The following is a 17,948-nucleotide window of genomic DNA, read 5'->3' as shown; positions in this document are numbered from 1 at the left end:
GATTTTTATATTCTTTTCATCAATGAGTAGAGTCATAATTACAAACTTCTTCTGTTTAAATATTCTCTGAACTCTTTAGCCCCATCTTTGGAGCTAGTTACTACATCATCAATACCGTCAAAAGATATTTCTAATTTCGATTGTTCAATGCTTTGCATGGCTTTTATTTTATCAACATTGATAATACAAGAACGGTGAATCCTAAAAAAGTTTTTCCCTTTTAAAAGCGTTTCCATATCTCCTATTTTTTTTCGAATACAAGCATCTGTATTTTTTATCTTTATATTCACTTCATCTAAATCAGCTTTCATATAATAGATATCATCAAGTGCAATCAAATAGAGTTTATCTCCTCTTTTTGCCATGATTTTCTTTGAGCCATCTAAAGGTGTTGACCTATATTTTTCAACTTTTACTAAGGAGTTTTTTACACTCTCATTTGAAATGGGTTTTAACAAATAATCAACACCACCACTTTGAAAAGCTTCTAGTGCATACTCTTCATACGCCGTTTGGAAAATAATAAAAATATTTGGACTTATTTCCAAAATAGTATTTGCAAGTTCAAGCCCATTCATGGTTGGCATTGAAATATCCAAATAAGCCACATTAAAGCTCTGTTTTGAAACCTCTTTTATAGCTTCTATTGGATGATTACACTCAACAATATCATCCACTCCCTCTTCTTGTAAAAGTCGTTTTAATCTGGCTAATGCGAGCGTTTCATCATCTACAATCAATATTTTCACTTTTTACCTTTCAAATGAATTATAAATATCATTTTATTATTCTCTTTTTTATAACTTAATTTTCCAATATCCAACAATTCTAATCTCTTTTTTAAATTACCTAATCCTGTACCAAAGGTGACGTTATCACTCAATATTCCATCATTTGACACTTCAATTTTTCGATCATTGACATCTACATTTATGGTCAGTTCTTTGGAATTAAAACCATGTTTAATGGCATTTTCCACAAGCAGTTGGATTGAAAACTTTGGTATGTTTATTGGTTTCAAACTCTCTTGAATATGGGTGTAAAGTTTTATTTTATTGTCAAATCTGATGTTCTCTATTTTCAAATAGGTCTCAACCATTTTGATTTCGCCGTTTAACTCAATCAAACTCTCTCTTGTAATTGCATTTCGTAAAAAATCCGATAAATCAAGCGTCGCTTTTTCTGCTTTCTTTTGATTCACATATATCAATTCAGAGATTGAATTTAGGGCATTAAAGAGAAAATGGGGATTTAACTCATTCTCTAGTGCTTTAATTTTACTCTCCAAAATTTCACTGCTTATGAATTCATTTTTATATTTCATTGAGATAAATTGATGCAAAATCAAACCAATAAGAAACGTTAAAAAACCAACTACCGTGCCAATATATAACCAATAGGGTTGAATAAACTTGATAATATGAAATTCACCCAAAGAAAAAATATAATAAGAGAAGATAAAACCTAAAAAGCCCGCTAAAAATGAGAAGATAAAACTGATAAACATCCAAAATTTTTCATCAATTTTAGGCAAAAGAAAATGATTGGATAGCGATATAAATAAAGATGAAAACAACGTTATAAACACCGCATTTGACATACTAAAAACAATGGTGCTAAACTCTCTTAATGCATCATTTAAAAAATATAAAAACAGTGAAATAAAAAAACTAAAGACTGTGCCAAAAAGCGCAATATAGGTCCAATCAAACAGTGATATTTTAAGTTTAAAACGGTTCATGTATCTCCTTATTTAAAACTTCAACACCAAGGGCAATGCCAGGACAACCTTGTCCTGCAAAAACAGTATCACCCACATTGTACAAACCTTTAAAAGGAGTTCTGCAACTGGGAGTTTGTAATATATTTTTAAAAGGAATTGCTTTTCCTCCACAATTATATCTGTTTATAAATTTATTAAATGTCGCAGACGTTGCACTGTGTATATCAATTATAGACTCTTGTTGAATGGTTACAAAATTTTCTAAAAAATGTTTCATTATAAAATTTTGCGTGATTTGTTTTTGTTTTTTGTACTCTTCTTTATCAATATTCTTCCAAAATAGAGCTTTTGTATGTGTTGAAATGTTTATGCTGTATCCATTTTTGGAGAGTTTTTTATCCTCTTTTGCACTAAAAGAGATAAAAATTGAGTTGGATATGCCATTGGGAATATTTTCATTGAGTATGATTTGATAATGGTGTAAAAAATCCTCTTGTGAATCCAATGTTAAATATACCGCAAAAGCACTTTGATCACTAAAAGAAAAACTCTCATAATAGTTCTTTATGTTTTCATCATCAAAAAGGTGTGCGGTGTTGTAAACAGAAGAGTTTAATATCACTTGTTTTGCCATATATTCATTTTTGTTCGAGATAACTCGATACAACACTTCCTCTTTTTTTATTTTAACAATCTGCTCGTTTTTATGAACATTGACATCTTTTAACAACCCCTCAAAAAGTGTTCCCATGCCATTGTTGACATAAAAAACATCATGAAAAGGATACGATAAACCCAAAGCCAACGACAACAACGATATCTCTTTTGAAGTCGTTTGCAGTGTGATTAAAAGTTGGGCATCAATAAACGCTCGGTACTCCGATGAAATATCCGTTAAAATTTCATCCATAAAATGTTGCGCACTTTTAAACAAATCAAATTTAAAAACAGCCAATAACTCCACCATTGAATATGCCGTTTTCACATAAGAGGAGAGCTTATATTTGGCATAATGCAAGCGCTTTAAACGCCAAAACTTTTCATCTATGTCTTTGATGGTTTTCCAAAAAAGTGTGTTGTTCTTATGAGGATACCTCTCATTGATATTGGCTAAAAAAGTGTCAAAATCTTTTACTCTGTCCACACTTTTTTTATTGTGTATCACCCGAATGGCTACTTCACATTTTGTCATATCAGGGGTATAGTTTATTGCTTCAAAAATCATTTTTATGGGATGGTTTTGTTCATATCCCACAAAAGTTGTTGCCCCAGCATTGTAAAAGTTGCCTGCTTTTTGAAATGTACTTGCGCACCCACCAAGGTTTGACTCTTTTTCAAATACAATTATATCTTTTTCTTTATTTAAAGCACTTATCAGACTTCCACCCATGCCTGAACCAATAACTGCCATATCAAAACAGTTCATTTTTTGCCTCTTTAAATCGCTCTATGGCTCTTTGCCGCGATAGCTTTATATCCACCATTGCTTTGGGATACGTTATAAATACATTAGATTGAACACCATTTTCAATATGAAACACTCTGTCATCAATATGTTCAAACTCTTTTATGACACTTTTGATAAAAACACCCTCTTTATCAAACTTTTTTGATTGGTTATAAGGATTAAATATTCTAAAATAAGGCGCAGCATCTGCACCTGTGCTTGCGCACCATTGCCAAGAGCCTATGTTTGAAGAGGCTTCATAATCTAAAAGTTTTTGCGCAAAATAGGCTTCCCCTTTTTTCCAATTTATAAAGAGGTTTTTGGTTAAAAAAGAGGCTACAACCATTCGTAGGCGATTATGCATGAGTCCTGTTTGATTTAAGTGTATCATGGCTGCATCAACAATTGGAACACCGGTTTTACCTTCACACCACCTTTTAAAATCCTCTTCACTGTCATTCCAAGATATTTTTAAGCCGTTAAAATTGCTCTCTTGGGATTTGGGAAAATGAAACAAAATATAGTTATAAAATTCTCGCCAAAACAGTTCTTTGATAAAAAATTCCCCCCTGTTATTGGGGGATAAACGAATGCAGTTAAAGAGTTGTTTGGGAGAAATTAAACCAAATCTTAAATGCACCGAAAGTTTCGAGCTGGCATCTTTGTTAAAATAGTCTCTGTTTTTTTCATAGCTGCTCATTTTGGTTTGAAACGCATCTAAAAGTTCAAATCCATTTAACGTTAAAAAATGAGGCAAAATCTGCTTTTGAAAACCCAGCTGTGCTAAAGAGGGAATCGTTGAATAATCAAACTTTATTTTCTTTAGATTTTCATTGCGTTTATACTCATCAATGTGCTTCGATTGGCTTATCATGCTCAATGATTTATAAAAAGGAGTAAAGACTTTATACGGAGTTTGATCCTTTTTCAAATGCAAAGCAGGATTTAAAATAAAAGCATCAATGTATCTTTTTAAAGGAATGATTTTTTCAATCTCTTCATCTCTTTGTTTGGCATACGCGTCAAAATCTACCGAACACAATACCTCATCAAACCCCATTTCTTTAAGCTTTTTAAAGACATTTTGAGGCTCATCAAAAAATATCGCCAAATCAAGCTTCAATGCTTGCAATCTCTTTTTTAACTCCAAAACACATTGATAAATAAACGTAATACGTTTGTCCTCTTTGGGCAATTGTTTTAAAATATGTTTATCAAAAATAAAAATGGGCAAAACTTCCTCTTTAGCATGCGCTAAGATGGCACTGTCTTCTACTCTTAAATCCCTTCTGAACCACAATATCTGCTTCATTTATACGCCTCAATCTTTGATCGAAGTGCCAACTCTTTTGGATAAGGGTTTAAAAACTTTTGAGTTTTTAAATATGTTATATCAAACCGTGTTATGTAAAGATTTAACACTTTTATCACTGCAATTAAAGGAATTTGTTCTTTTTTAAACTCTTCAAGGGTTTCCAATATTTCACATTTTTCCTCTTTACTGATCTCTTTTTTAAAGTACCCATATAAGTGAAGTAATACATTGTAAGTATTTGTAATACTTCCTTTTAAAGAAATTGCTCTTAAAAAAGCATCTTTATAGAGTTCTAAGAGCATTATAAAATCTTTTTTTGCATGATTGGCAACGATATTGCCCAGCTCTTTGTAGGCTTTATGTGATTTGGCATAAATAATATACTTATATGATGTATGAAATGCAATAAGTTCTTTCACAGAAGGTTCTGTTTTTAAAAACTCAAAAAGATGAAAGTAGGCAAATATCTGCATTAAAAAGTTTTCTCTCAGCCACGCATCTTCCAATCGTCCCTCCTCTTCTATGGGTAAAAAGGGGTATTGTGATTTAATGTGTTGAGCAAATATGCCCACTCCAATTTTTTCACTCATCCCTTTTTCTTCTGGATAGACTTTAACGCGTTCCATTCCACATGTAGGAGAGTTTGATTTTAAAATAAACCCACATAACTCATCGTACTCAATCTGATTGGCAAGCTCTTTTGAAATATCGTTAATGGTTGAAGTCACATCCATATTACCATTTGAAGTTACCACTTTTATTCTCTCTTCTTTTGATTTCACTAATCGTATGGCTTCTCGAGGCGTTGTAAAAACCATTTTTTCAGGACAATAAGGTACAAAATCAAAATACTCTTTAAGTACCTCTGTAATAAAACGATTTTTTGAATGCCCACCATCATAACGACACAGTGTTCCTAATAAACAAGAAGAGATACCCAGTTTCATACTAAATCCTTTTTTCTATTATATTGGATTGATATATTCTTTGTAGGGAAAAAATGTCGGTTGGTGCTATTTAAGAGATAATTAACTTCTCTTGCCCAATTCTATACAACGCAAAATCATACTTTGTGGGATCTTCTTTATCAAACTCTTTTAATTTTTGAGTAATGAGTAAAGCCGATTGTAAGTCGTAGGTTGTTCTTGTTAGTAAGCCCAGTTTTTGAGAGACTTTAAAGGTGTGGGTATCCAAAGGCAGAATCAAATCTTGAGTGGAAATATTGTTCCACAATCCCAAATCCAAAGCATCGTTTCGTACCATCCAACGCAAAAACATATTCCAGCGTTTATACGGTGGATTTCCTATGGCTTTAATGGTATGGTGTTTGTCTCGTTTAAAGGGGCTTGATATTAAAAAACCATATCCTTTAGACGCATAAGAATTGAGACCATGAATTTTACGGATGATGGCATCTATACCTTCTAAGACATTGTGCTCTTTTTCATAGGCTTCATAAAAACACGCATTTAAACTCTCCTCTTGTTTTAATCGTCGGAAGGTTTTAAACACTTCAATGATGTCTTGAGTGTTTTGAAATCGGTAGTAAACTCCTTGCAGGGCTTTTTGAATATGCTCTTCACTTTGATTTAATAAAGAAAAATCAAAACCATCGAGCAGTTTTACAATCAATTTGGCATTGCCATACGCAAACAAAGCACACAACAAAACCGTATACTCATCTGTATATCGGCTGGCAACCAAAAGCGGGTCTGGGCGTTCATAAGAGAGCTCACACGCACTGTTTCTGTTGCAAACCTCTTTGTCTAAGAGTGCTTTGATATTTTTCACTCTTTCTCACTTTTTAAGTAATGCAAAATATCCTCTTCAATTTTTACAATGGCTGTTGTGGCATCTTCATAATAGATTTTTTCAAAACACGCTTCAATGATGGCATCACTTTTTTCAAGATTGTTTAAAATGGCTTTATCACTGTATTGGGTTAAAAACGACACATCAATCACATATCCACTTGTGCCAATAACCACCAATAAACCACACGACTCTAAAGCATGATACATTTTTTCATACATGGGTGCTGCTTCTCCAAAAAAGACAATATTTGGACGCATTTTTCCACCACATTTGCAACACGTTGAGTTGCTTTTATCTTGAAGGGCATAATCAATATTGATAATATCTTCGCACTGCATACATCGTAACTCTTTTAAATAGCCGTGCAGATGTAACACTCCACTGCATGAAGCTCGTTCAAGTAAGTCATCCACATTTTGAGTAATCACTTCTATGTTATCTGGATACAAGGCTTTGAGTTTTGCAATGGTTTTATGAGCAACATTGGGGTGCTTCTCTTTAATGTCTTCTCTGCGTTTATTATAAAACTCTGTGGTGGCTTCATAGTTCCAATCCAAACACCCAAAGGTGCAAATCTCTTCGATGTTGTGATTTTCCCACAATCCCTCTTTGTCTCTGAACGTTGCAATGCCACTACTGGCACTTAACCCTGCTCCACTTAAGATGATGACCTTTTTTTGCATTTTTGTATCCCAACTATTTTTGATATAATACCCAAAAATGCATTATAGGATAAGAAGTGGCCAATATATTAATAACAGGATGTTCAAGTGGGATTGGGCTTGCAACCGCCCAACTTTTAAAACAAGAGGGGCATCGAGTCTTTGCCTCTGCCAGAAAAGAAGACGATGTTAAAATGCTTGAAGCACAAGGGTTTGAAACCTTTTTAGTCGATGTCACCCAACATGAAACCATAGATGTAGCTTTGGAAAAAATAACCCTTTTAACCCAAGGAAAACTTGATGTTGTGTTTAACAACGCAGGGTTTGGACAACCTGGTGCGGTGGAAGATTTGAGTGTGCAAACACTCAAAGAGCAGTTTGAAACCAATGTATTTGGTCTGCATTATCTCACCACGCAAGCCATTAAAATTATGCGAAAACAAGGATTTGGGAAAATCATTCAACACAGCTCTGTTTTGGGCATTATTGCATTAAAATTCAGAGGAGCATACAATGCCAGTAAATATGCCATTGAAGGGTTAAACGACACACTCAGACAAGAACTTTTAGGTACAAACATTACCATTACAACAATAAACACAGGACCTGTGAGCAGTCAATTCAGAGCCAATGCGTTAAAAAAATTTAAAGAGAATATTGCCATTGAAGGCAGTGCGTTTGAAGCGGTTTATCAAAAAGAGTTAAAAGAGCGATTAGAAAGCAACAAAGAGAGTACCCCATTTACGCTCACAGCACAACAAGCGGCAAAAACTGTGTTAAAAATCGTCAATACACACAAACCAAAACCTCGGTACTATATCACCAAAGCAACGCACCTTTTAGGTTTTTTCAAACGTATGTTAAGCACAACACTTTTGGATAAACTGTTAAATAAGATTTAAGTGGTTTGTATCTCTTTGGTATTGGTTTTGCTTTGAAGAAAATCTGAAATTTGCATCAAACAAAAAGTGACTAAAAATATCATCAACCCAGGGAAGAAACTCACCCACCATGCAATATCTATCACTGCTTTCCCGCCACTTAACAAACTTCCCCAAGACATTTGGGGAGGATTTACCCCTAAGCCTAAAAACGAAAGTCCCGATTCAGCCAATATGGCTCCCCCTACTCCAAAGGTAAATGAGATAAGAAATATAGGCGCTAATAGTGGCGCAAAATATTTAAAGATAATTTTTAAATTGCCCATGTGTGAGAGTTTGAGTATTTTAATATAGGGTTTGTTTGAAATGGCAAAACTTTCACTTCGTATCATTCGAGCCATTCCCATCCAACCGGTAATGGAAATAACAATAATCAGCACCAACGAAGAGGCTTGAATATATGAAACCAACGCCAAAAGTAAAAAAAATGTAGGAAAGGTTAAAAACAAATCAATGATTATGGTGATACTTTTATCGACTTTGCCTTTAAAAAACCCTGCATTAATCCCAATAAACAAACCTAACAAAGAGGCAATGGCAGCACTTAAAAACCCAATAATCAAAGAGGTTTGCCCTCCTTGTAAAATTCGCGCAAGAATATCGCGCCCCAGTCTGTCTGTTCCAAAAGGGTTTTCAAAACTGGGTGCCAATAAAATGGCATGGGGATTTAATGTATAAGGAGAAACCGTATAGACAAATGGCATCAGAAATGTTAACGCAATAATCAAAAACAAAAAAACCGATGCAAATCTATACAAAGACTCTCCTTTATTTGGCTTGGTAATAACTCAATGAACTTTTACCAAATTTTTTTGATTTAAACAGTTCAAATTTTCCCAACTCTTGTGGCATTTCAAGTTCACTCATGTGTTCAAAACAGACCAACATCACATTGTCGTTTTCAATATTTTTAACCATCTCAAAACTTTTGTCATAAATCTCTGTCATACCATCTCGGTAATCAAAAGGAGGATCCACATACAAAATAATCTCTTGTGAAGCGTTTTTTAATGAGTTCAAAATAATGGGCATTTGAACAAAGGTATCACCCAACATGGTTTGACATTTTTGGGCATCGATTGACTTACAGTTTCGAATAAGAACATTGTATGAACTTTTACTTAACTCGACAAAATAGGCTCGTGCTGCATCTCTTGAAATGGCTTCAAGACCAATAGAACCGCTTCCAGCAAAGGCTTCTATGAAGATTTTATCAATAATATCAAACTGTAAGACATTAAAAAATGACTCTTTCAGTCGTGCTTTTGAACTTCTGGTGGTATCCAATGAAGGCAGTTCGAGTTTTCTGCCTTTATATTTTCCTGCAATAATTTGGGTGGTATATTTTTCGTGTTTCATGATTCTCTTATATATTAATTTTTGTCATTATAGTCAAACTTTGTTAAGGGTTTGTTTTATTAAGATTGCGTTAATGTTCTGTTCATTTTTTGTTATATTGTTTGGATATACTTCCCTATCAACAAATTAAGGAGTCTTAATGGCAACAATACAATGGAAAAGTGTTGCAACCTCTTTTACTGCAACCACTTTTTTCGTCATCGGAACGACTGGCGTCATGCTTTATTTACATTTTTTTGATAAAAATGTTAAAGAATTACATGAAATTCTGGGTTTAGTTTTTGTAGCAGTTACGCTGTTTCATATCTTTTATAACTGGAAAAGCATGAAAAATTACTTTTCAAAAAAGGTCTTTTTATTATCTGTTCTTCTCATTGGAAGTATCAGTTCTATTTTTATTTTTAACAGTTTAGGTCAAAAAGAAAACCCAAAAGTACTCATCATTAACAGTGTATTAAATGCACCATTGCAAGATGCATTGACTCTTTTAAATTTAAATTATGAAACCGCAAAAGTAAAACTTGCAACACAGTCTATTAACATTGACAATGCACACAGCATACTTGAATTGGCAAAAAGCAACAGCATGAGTCCTTTTAAAATCATCGGTATCTTAAACGCAAAAGATTAATTCTTTTTTTAAATATTACCTCAAAGTCAACAAGTTATACTTACTCAAATAACTTTGAGGTGAACCATGGAACAAACTCTGATCAGCAATGAAAATGTCAAAATTCCCAAACTGCTCTATGGAACAGCTTGGAAAAAAGAGCAAACCGCAACTTTGGTTGAATTGGCCATCAAAAGCGGTTTCAGAGGTATAGATACAGCAGCCCAACCCAAACATTACAATGAAAAACTTGTAGGAGTAGCTTTAAACAATCTTTTTGCACAAGGCTACACACGAGAGTCCCTCTTTATTGAAACAAAATTTACCCCAAAAGAGGGACAAGATAGGCAAAATATTCCGTATAATCCCAATGATGCTTTGGAAAAACAGGTTTTGGACTCTTTTGAAATGAGTAAAAAAAATTTGCAGACATCTTATGTAGACTCCTATATCTTACACTCACCCTTATTTCCTTTTTCAAATTTGCAAAAAGTGTGGCGTGCCATGGAGAGCATTTATATACAAGGTGAAGCCAAACAGTTAGGTATCAGTAACTGTTATGATTTGAGCACATTAGAAAAGCTCTATGACTTTGCGACAATCAAACCCTCTGTCTTACAAAATCGTTTTTACGCAGATTCAAACTATGATGTTCAAATCAGAGATTGGTGTCAGCAAAAAGGTATCATTTATCTTGCTTTTTGGACACTGACTGCCAATCCCCATATTTTAGCTCATGAGATTATGCTTCTTTTAGCTAAAAAGTATCAAAAAACACCCGCACAAATTTTTTATCGATATTTAACCCAAAACAACATTGTGCCCCTCATTGGAACAACATCACCAAAACATATGAAAGAGGATGTATCTGTTTTTGAATTTGAGCTTGAAAACAGAGAACTTCAACACATAGAGCAACTTTTAAACTAATAAAAAGATATAACTTTTCTTAAAATACGCATAAATAAGCCTATATTTTAGAACAATGTCTTCTTTTTATCACTTTTTTACTGTCAATATCATCCAAAAATCTGTAAAATTAAAACATCTAAACAGAAGGATTTTATTTTGACTATTAATACTTCCAATACAACACTTTCTTATGCGGGTGTAGCTGCAAACAAGAAAGAAGAGAACAGAGAAAATACATTTGCAGCTCAACTTGGGGAAAAGCAAGAAAAATCAACACAAGCAGATGAAGAGATCACTGATGATGAACTCAGAAAAAGACTCACTGAAGATATTTTTTCTGTTTTAAGAACAGGTTTAACTGTCGCAGAACTCAAAGAGTTAGAAAAACTTTTAGAAGAGTTTAAAAAAAGAGTCAAAGAAGAGACCCCCAATGCAGAAAAACTTGCTCAAATGATGCAAGAGTTAGAACAAAAAATAGCAAAACTGATGAAACACTCTGCCAAAAATACTACAGAAGAAGCCAATGAAATTTCAAACACATCTACTGTCTCTTCTGAAAAGAAATTGATGAAGATGAAAACAGAACTTAAAACAACAATTGAAGAGGCTACGAATTTAAACAAAGAGGCAGTGACAAACAACAATAAAGTTCGTACCGCCGAAGAGTTAGAACTGCTTAAAAAGTTACAGCAAGAGAAGTCACAGCCTTATCTTGCGTAAGATTCGGCTCGTAACTCTCGTATAACATTGACTTTAATTTCTCCAGGATATTGAACTTTTTCTTCAATCTCTTTGGCGATTTCAGTTGCAAGTAAAATCGCTTCGTCATCGTTGACCAACTCGGCTTTAACAATAACTCGCACTTCACGACCTGCATTAATGGCATACGCATTCAGTACACCCGTTTTACTTGTTGAGATATTTTCAACCTCTTCAACCCGTTTTAAGAAGCTCTCTAAAACTTCTCGTCTCGCGCCTGGTCTTGCCGCACTTAAAGCATCGGCTGCACATACAGAAGCACTCTCCACATTAATAGGCTCTTCATGTCCATGGTGTGCATAAATGGCGTTAATGACCGTTTCTGGTTCATTGTATCGTTTACACATTTGAGCCCCTAAATCTACATGGCTTCCAGGTAAATCATGTGTTAATGCTTTCCCAATATCGTGCATCAATCCTGCTCGTCTGGCTAAAATTGGATCTCCACCCATTTGAGCAGCTAAAAGCCCTGAAAGATTTGCAACTTCTAAGGTGTGTGCCAAAGCATTTTGTCCATATGAAGCTCGGTATCGTAATCGTCCTACAAGTTTAATGAGTTCTGGATGCATAGATTTGATTCCCAAATCCATGATGACATCTTCACCCTCTTTTAAGATATTGTTGTCAAACTCATTTTTCACTTTGTTGTAAATCTCTTCAATTCGTGCAGGTTGAATTCTTCCATCGGCCAAAAGCTCTTGAATCGTTTTGGTTGCAATTGCACGTCGGTAAAGATTAAACGATGAAATAGTAATGGTATTTGGCGTATCATCAATGATAATATCTACCCCTAAAAGCATCTCAAGGGCTTTAATATTACGTCCCTCTTTACCAATGATTTTTCCCTTGGTCTCTTCATCATTTATGGGTAAATTATTAATGAGTCTCTCAGCGGCAAACTCACCGGCATATCTTGTAACGGCTTGTGAAAACATGTTATTGATTTCATTTTTAGAGTTTTGTTCTGCTATTTTGTATTTTTTTCTAAAAATAGAAGCAATTTCAGCACGTGAGTCCTCTTTGACTTTTTCAAGCATCAACTCTTTGGCTTCTTGTTGGGTTAAACCTGAGGCATTTTCTAATATTTTCAGTGCTTTTACAATCTTCTCTTCAAAGGTTTTTTTCTGATTTTTCAACCCCTCTTTGAGTGTAGTAATAATTCGATTATTTTCAACAATCTCCTCTTTCTCTTTTTTTATTGTCTTTAATTCAGACTCCAAATGTTCATTTAACTCTTTCTCTTTTTTTTGAATCTTAGCAAACAGCTCATCATAATCTCTTTTGGCATGTTTAAACTCTCGTTCAAACTCTCTTTTAGCTTTCAGTTGAGCGTCTTTTAAAAGCACTTCGGCTTCATGCTCAATCACAGTTGCTTTTGATTTAGCTTGCTCAATAAAAATATCAATTTTCGCCCTATAAATCTTTTTCATCACATAAACAGTCATTGCACTCGTTAATATGACGACTAAAAAGCCTTCTATTATCAATGTATCCATATCAAACCTTTAAAATTAAATGTTGTTAGAAAACTAACTTGTAATAATATAGTCTGCTTGAATATCGTATTGGTCGGTTAAGTTTTGATTGGTCATACAAAGTATTCTTTGAGTAAAAACGATCGTCGGCTTACGTTTTAGTCTGTAAAAAAATCGGTCATACATTCCCTTGCCAAAGCCAATTCTTTTGCCTGCTTTATCGATTCCAACAACGGGAACAATAGCCAAATCAAGTTTGGCACGAACAAATGAATTTCTTGGTTCTTTAATCCCAAATTTTTTTACCTCTAATGGTAATCGGTATTTCACTGCTTTAAAAGTATCGCCACACATATAAGGAACATAAACTTCAAAACCTCTTCTTTTTCGAAGTTTGTTGATTAAAGGTAGCACATTTACTTCCATATCCATTGGAATATATATTAAAATTTTTCTCGCATTAAGCTCGTTAATTACTTGAAGCAGTTTTTTTACTATCGTCTTGTCTTTTCTAATCTTTGTATACTGACTCATAAATCTTAATGTACAAATACACGATTTTCGAAAATCACTTTTAGCGTGATCTTTGTTTATCATATTTAAGCCTTACTTGGGTAGAATTCAAACCCAATAAATGATTTTACCTAAAGGAATTAAAATGCAGTTTAAAAAAATAACATTTTTTGCAATTTTATCGCTAATAATTTTTGTAGGTTGTGATTCTAAAGATAATTATGGAACAAATGATGAATTTAAAAATGCCATTTCAAAAGAAAATCAATCAATCAATATTGAGTTAACAACAAATGCACAACAATTTTTGCCCGTGACGATTTCCAAAAATAATGTTAAAATTCAAGGCTATGAAGGGAAAATTGTCCTCCTTGACTTCTTTGCGACATGGTGTGAACCTTGTAAAGCAGAGATACCTGACTTAAACAATTTACGAAAAACATACTCAAATGATTTTGAAATCATTGCTGTCCTTCTTGAAAACAATCGAAGCATTGAACAAGTAGATGCCTTTAAAAAAGAGTTTAATATTAACTACCCAATAAGTAACACTTTGAGTAATTTTGACTTAGCCAATGCAGTTGGTGGTGTGGTATCTATTCCCACCATGTTTCTTTTTGACCAACAAGGAAACTTAGTTCAAAAATATGTGGGTATGGTTCCTGCAGAGATGTTAGAGATTGATATTAAAAAAATGTTGGAAAAAAACTAAATGTTTGGAATATTTAAAAAAGATACCCCGAGTAATCCTGCTGTTCAAGTTGAAGAAGAGGGTTTAACGTCAAAAAGCTTTTTTTCAAAAGCATTAGAAAAAACCATTGGTAACATCAAACATGTTGTGCCACAAAAAAAAGAGAAAATCTCTTTTGATGACATTGAAGAGATATTAATCGAATCGGATATGGAGTATGAAATCATAGAGAAAGCAATGGATGGATTGCCAAGCTTGATTTCAAGAGCACAATTACGACATCGGTTGGTCATGCTCTTTGAACACTCACCCCTAATTGATACTTCAAATATGCCCTCACCTTTTGTTGAACTCATCATTGGTGTCAATGGTGCAGGAAAAACCACCACCATTGCCAAGCTAGCAAACAGGTACAAAAAAGCAGGAAAATCTGTTCTTTTAGGTGCAGGAGATACTTTTAGAGCTGCTGCCATTGAACAGCTGACAAAGTGGTCGCAAATTCTTGATGTACCTATAATTAAAACCAAACAAGGTCACGATCCCAGCGCAGTTGCATACGATACCATCTCGTCAGCTGTAGCAAAAAAAATTGATCATGTCATCATTGATACAGCAGGAAGATTGCAAACGCAAACCAATTTAAGCAATGAGTTAAAGAAAATTGTCAAAGTCTGTTCAAAAGCCTCTTTGAATGCACCTCATCAAAAAATTATGATTTTAGACGGTACACAAGGAAACAGTGCCATTGCCCAAGCCAAAGCATTTAATGAAATGGTGGGGATTGATGGAATCATTGTAACAAAACTGGATGGAACAGCCAAAGGTGGTGCTTTGTTTTCAATTTCAAATCAGTTAAAACTGCCTATTTTTTATATTGGAATAGGTGAAAAAGCCGATGACTTAATGCCTTTTAGTCCCGATGAATTTGTAGACAGTTTGCTCGATGGAATCTACAGCAATTAAAATAAAAAAGATGATAACTTGAGCACGTTAAACTCAAAAAGCAACCGATATTTGCTTACTATTATCGTTATCACCTCTTTTTTTATTGCTCTTATTTTTTATATTCTTATTAAAACCAATCACAGTGATAATCTGCTTAATAATTTAGAAAACTCTCTTTCTACAACCAAAAACCTTTTTGAAGAGCAAAAAAGATATGCCTTATCTTTGTCAATTTTATTGTCTCAAGACAAAGAGATACTCAACAGCTATTTACATAAAAACAGAGAAGAGAGTTTTGCCATTGTTAATCAAAAAATTGAAGCCTTAAAACAACTGCAAAACAGCAACTTTGAAGTGCAAATTCACAATCAAGACCTCACAACATATCTCAGAAGTTGGGATTTGTCTAAAAAGGGGATTGCCTTGGCCTCTTTTCGACAAGGTTTGGTTAAAGTCAAAGAAGAAAAAAAACCTTTGGTCTCTATTGAGTTAGGCAAGCGTTTAAATATTAAAGCCATTTCACCTCTGCTTCAAAATGGTGTTTTTATAGGTTCAATCGAAACCATTATCGATTTTGAACATCTTTCAAAAGAGTTAGAACAAAAAGGGTATACGCTTTTTGTTCTTTTAAACCAAAAGTATTTAAACATTGCCACACGATTACAAAACAATCCAAAATACCTAGAGTATGTCTTAGTCAATAAAGCTGACTTCAAAAATTTTGAAAACATTCCATTAAAAGAGCTCAAAGAGTATGGTTATGTTTCAAACACAAACTACTCCTTTAGCTACTTCTCTTATTACGATTTAAACAATAATCCTTTAGGTTATATCTTCACTGGTATTAAAAATGCAAAGCACATTAAAATCAATAATGCGTATGAAGATGAACAAAACACTCAGCATTTACACAAGGTTACCATAGAATGAGATTATTACTTTTAGAAGATGATTTAGAGTATAAACAGACGATCAAAGAGTATTTAGAGAGTTTAAAGTACGAGGTAGATGATTTTGACAATGGAGAAGATGCACTTGATGCCATTTACGAAAACACATACCATCTGCTTATTTTAGATATTCGTGTACCAAAATTAAATGGCTATGAGTTGGTGAAAATTTTAAGAGAAGAGAAAAATGACATACCCGTAATTTACATCACCTCTTTGACAGACATCAATAATTTGAGTTTGGGTTATGAACTGGGGTGCAATGATTATATTAAAAAACCGTTTTCACCCAAAGAGTTACGATACAGAATAGAGGAACTCATCAAACAGTTTTATGGCAATTGTAAAAAAATCATTCTCTTAAATGGGGGATTGTCTTATAATATTATTAAAACAGAACTCTCTTTAAATGATGTACCCATTGCATTAAGTAAAAAAGAGTGTGCCGTTGTATTTACACTCATTTCAAATCTCAATGAGTTTGTCTCTCTTGACAGACTGCGTGAAGAAGTTTGGAATGACAAATATATTTGTGAAGCCGACATCCGTATTTGTATAAAAAAAATAAGAGACAAAACCTCTAAAGATTTTATTCTCAATCAAAGAGGATTAGGATACAAAATTGGTCAATAAAAGCAAACAATTTATCCTTAATATCTCTGTTTTTTATACCTTTATCTTTTTTGTATTTATTGCCATACCCACCTATTTTTATACCAATTTGGAACTTGAAAATTACAAAATCAAACAAAACAAAGAGCTCATTGACCACGCCCAAAAAATTCAACGTGCCATATATGACTTTTCAAACTCAAAAAGCGATACCTTTATTTTCCCAAAATCGTTTAAATATCATGCCCAATTAAATGATAAAGAGGGCAAACTCATCTATAAAACTAAAAATCAAAATATCAAAGAGGAGTCTAAAGTCGAAATCGCAGTACTGTTAGGCAATAATCGCTTAAATGCCAAAGAGTTGATTGTCTTTAAATACCTTTCCTACAAAGAGATTTATCTGAAAATCTCCATTTTGTCTATTTGTGTAGGACTCTTTATCTTTTTATCCATTTATCTGCTCATTAAAGCCAGTGTTGAGCCTTATCAAAAAGCCAATGAATATTTGGACGCTTTTTTTAATGATTCGCTTCATGAACTTAAAACGCCCTTGGGTGTCATTCAACTCAATTTAGAAATTCTCGATGAAAAACAGCCTCAAATCAAAGAGATAGAACGCTCAATCAATGCCACGAAAAATCTTTTTTTAGTCTATGAAGATATTGAGTACTTAATCAAACAAAAAAGTGTCAGCTACAATAAAGAGATGCTTGACTTCTCCTCTTTGCTCTCTCAACGGCTGGATCAATTTGAGAGTCTCACCCACTCTAAACAACTCAAACTTGAAGCAGTCATTACCCCTTCGGTTAAACTCTATATCAATCGTACCCATTTACAACGTATCATTGACAATACTTTATCCAATACCATTAAATATTCGCATAAAAATACCACCATTAAAATCAAACTCTTTATTGCTGAGGAACAGACTGTTTTTGAAGTACACAATAAGGGTGAAATCATCAAGGATACCAAACGTATTTTTGAACGATATTACAAAGAAAACTCAATAAAAGGTGGTTTTGGTATTGGCTTGAATATTGTCAAAAATATTTGCAACGAAAACCAAATTCAAATTCTTTGCACTTCTGATCTTGAAAAAGGCACCACGTTTAAGTACATTTTCAAGCCTTAAACATATCTTAATACTAATATTGAAAAATCAACTTTAAAGTAACACTCTTTTGTTATACTGACTAAAATAAAAGGAGAAGTT

At 33.6% G+C, this 17,948-nt stretch carries 20 protein-coding genes; 9 read left to right on the top strand and 11 right to left on the bottom strand.

Annotation, left to right across the window (positions count from 1 at the left end):
- Positions 1-38: 38 nt before the first annotated feature.
- From ACNI3C_RS09325 to ACNI3C_RS09295, 7 genes are all read right to left on the bottom strand, one after another.
- Positions 39-749, bottom strand: coding sequence for a LytR/AlgR family response regulator transcription factor (locus ACNI3C_RS09325; RefSeq protein ID WP_419769534.1), 711 nt, complete (start codon positions 747-749; stop codon positions 39-41).
- The gene (locus tag ACNI3C_RS09320; protein WP_419769533.1) at positions 746-1,741 is read right to left on the bottom strand and encodes a sensor histidine kinase; all 996 of its coding nucleotides are present in this window, start codon (positions 1,739-1,741) and stop codon (positions 746-748) included. Before ACNI3C_RS09320 ends, ACNI3C_RS09325 begins: the two co-directional genes overlap by 4 nt.
- Positions 1,728-3,149: a phytoene desaturase family protein gene (locus ACNI3C_RS09315; protein WP_419769532.1), complete on the bottom strand. Its 1,422-nt coding sequence runs from the start codon at positions 3,147-3,149 to the stop codon at positions 1,728-1,730. Before ACNI3C_RS09315 ends, ACNI3C_RS09320 begins: the two co-directional genes overlap by 14 nt.
- A complete protein-coding gene (locus ACNI3C_RS09310; RefSeq protein WP_419769531.1) occupies positions 3,136-4,482 on the bottom strand; it encodes a cryptochrome/photolyase family protein in 1,347 nt (448 codons plus the stop codon). Before ACNI3C_RS09310 ends, ACNI3C_RS09315 begins: the two co-directional genes overlap by 14 nt.
- Entirely contained in the window at positions 4,479-5,432 is a 954-nt protein-coding gene (locus ACNI3C_RS09305) for a YbgA family protein (protein ID WP_419769530.1), read from the bottom strand. Before ACNI3C_RS09305 ends, ACNI3C_RS09310 begins: the two co-directional genes overlap by 4 nt.
- Before the next feature lie 70 nt (positions 5,433-5,502).
- Positions 5,503-6,276, bottom strand: a complete 774-nt coding sequence (locus tag ACNI3C_RS09300; RefSeq protein WP_419769529.1) for a TIGR02757 family protein — start codon at positions 6,274-6,276, stop codon at positions 5,503-5,505.
- Positions 6,273-6,983, bottom strand: coding sequence for an SIR2 family NAD-dependent protein deacylase (locus ACNI3C_RS09295; protein ID WP_419769528.1), 711 nt, complete (start codon positions 6,981-6,983; stop codon positions 6,273-6,275). Before ACNI3C_RS09295 ends, ACNI3C_RS09300 begins: the two co-directional genes overlap by 4 nt.
- A 56-nt stretch (positions 6,984-7,039) precedes the next feature.
- On the opposite strand from ACNI3C_RS09295, the gene ACNI3C_RS09290 reads away from it, so the two are divergent.
- Complete coding sequence (locus ACNI3C_RS09290) at positions 7,040-7,864, top strand: SDR family NAD(P)-dependent oxidoreductase (protein ID WP_419769527.1); 825 nt, start codon at positions 7,040-7,042, stop codon at positions 7,862-7,864.
- Here the strand turns inward: ACNI3C_RS09290 and ACNI3C_RS09285 are convergent.
- Positions 7,861-8,607 (bottom strand): ABC transporter permease, encoded by a 747-nt coding sequence (locus tag ACNI3C_RS09285; RefSeq protein ID WP_419771453.1) that lies wholly within the window; start codon positions 8,605-8,607, stop codon positions 7,861-7,863. The two genes, ACNI3C_RS09290 and ACNI3C_RS09285, sit on opposite strands and share 4 nt — an antisense overlap.
- 64 nt (positions 8,608-8,671) lie before the next feature.
- Complete coding sequence (gene rsmD, locus ACNI3C_RS09280) at positions 8,672-9,262, bottom strand: 16S rRNA (guanine(966)-N(2))-methyltransferase RsmD (RefSeq protein ID WP_419769526.1); 591 nt, start codon at positions 9,260-9,262, stop codon at positions 8,672-8,674.
- A 139-nt stretch (positions 9,263-9,401) separates the two neighbouring features.
- On the opposite strand from rsmD, the gene ACNI3C_RS09275 reads away from it, so the two are divergent.
- From ACNI3C_RS09275 to ACNI3C_RS09265, 3 genes are all read left to right on the top strand, one after another.
- The gene (locus ACNI3C_RS09275) at positions 9,402-9,893 is read left to right on the top strand and encodes a DUF4405 domain-containing protein (RefSeq protein WP_419769525.1); all 492 of its coding nucleotides are present in this window, start codon (positions 9,402-9,404) and stop codon (positions 9,891-9,893) included.
- 66 nt (positions 9,894-9,959) lie between these two features.
- On the top strand, positions 9,960-10,802 hold the full coding sequence (locus ACNI3C_RS09270; RefSeq protein WP_419769524.1) for an aldo/keto reductase family protein: 843 nt from the start codon (positions 9,960-9,962) through the stop codon (positions 10,800-10,802).
- Between the two features lie 138 nt (positions 10,803-10,940).
- A complete protein-coding gene (locus ACNI3C_RS09265; RefSeq protein ID WP_419769523.1) occupies positions 10,941-11,504 on the top strand; it encodes a hypothetical protein in 564 nt (187 codons plus the stop codon).
- On the opposite strand, the gene rny is transcribed toward ACNI3C_RS09265, so the two are convergent.
- Positions 11,492-13,027, bottom strand: coding sequence for a ribonuclease Y (gene rny, locus ACNI3C_RS09260; RefSeq protein ID WP_419771452.1), 1,536 nt, complete (start codon positions 13,025-13,027; stop codon positions 11,492-11,494). The genes ACNI3C_RS09265 and rny overlap by 13 nt on opposite strands.
- A 45-nt stretch (positions 13,028-13,072) precedes the next feature.
- Entirely contained in the window at positions 13,073-13,615 is a 543-nt protein-coding gene (locus ACNI3C_RS09255) for a 5-formyltetrahydrofolate cyclo-ligase (protein WP_419769522.1), read from the bottom strand.
- A 61-nt stretch (positions 13,616-13,676) separates the two neighbouring features.
- Between ACNI3C_RS09255 and ACNI3C_RS09250 the strand changes: the two genes are divergently transcribed.
- From ACNI3C_RS09250 to ACNI3C_RS09230, 5 genes are read left to right on the top strand one after another with little or no spacing between them, the layout of a single operon-like run.
- Positions 13,677-14,243, top strand: a complete 567-nt coding sequence (locus ACNI3C_RS09250) for a TlpA family protein disulfide reductase (protein ID WP_419769521.1) — start codon at positions 13,677-13,679, stop codon at positions 14,241-14,243.
- Complete coding sequence (gene ftsY / locus ACNI3C_RS09245) at positions 14,244-15,185, top strand: signal recognition particle-docking protein FtsY (RefSeq protein WP_419769520.1); 942 nt, start codon at positions 14,244-14,246, stop codon at positions 15,183-15,185.
- 18 nt (positions 15,186-15,203) lie between these two features.
- A complete protein-coding gene (locus ACNI3C_RS09240) occupies positions 15,204-16,097 on the top strand; it encodes a cache domain-containing protein (RefSeq protein WP_419769519.1) in 894 nt (297 codons plus the stop codon).
- Positions 16,094-16,750, top strand: coding sequence for a response regulator transcription factor (locus ACNI3C_RS09235; RefSeq protein ID WP_419769518.1), 657 nt, complete (start codon positions 16,094-16,096; stop codon positions 16,748-16,750). The genes ACNI3C_RS09240 and ACNI3C_RS09235 overlap by 4 nt, the downstream gene beginning before the upstream one ends.
- Positions 16,740-17,867, top strand: coding sequence for a sensor histidine kinase (locus tag ACNI3C_RS09230; RefSeq protein ID WP_419769517.1), 1,128 nt, complete (start codon positions 16,740-16,742; stop codon positions 17,865-17,867). The genes ACNI3C_RS09235 and ACNI3C_RS09230 overlap by 11 nt, the downstream gene beginning before the upstream one ends.
- Positions 17,868-17,948 lie beyond the last annotated feature (81 nt).

Origin of the sequence: Marinarcus sediminis (SeqCode), from assembly GCF_048571275.1 — a bacterium.
Classification (GTDB): domain Bacteria; phylum Campylobacterota; class Campylobacteria; order Campylobacterales; family Arcobacteraceae; genus Marinarcus; species Marinarcus sediminis.
This window is presented reverse-complemented; position numbering and strand designations above follow the sequence as displayed.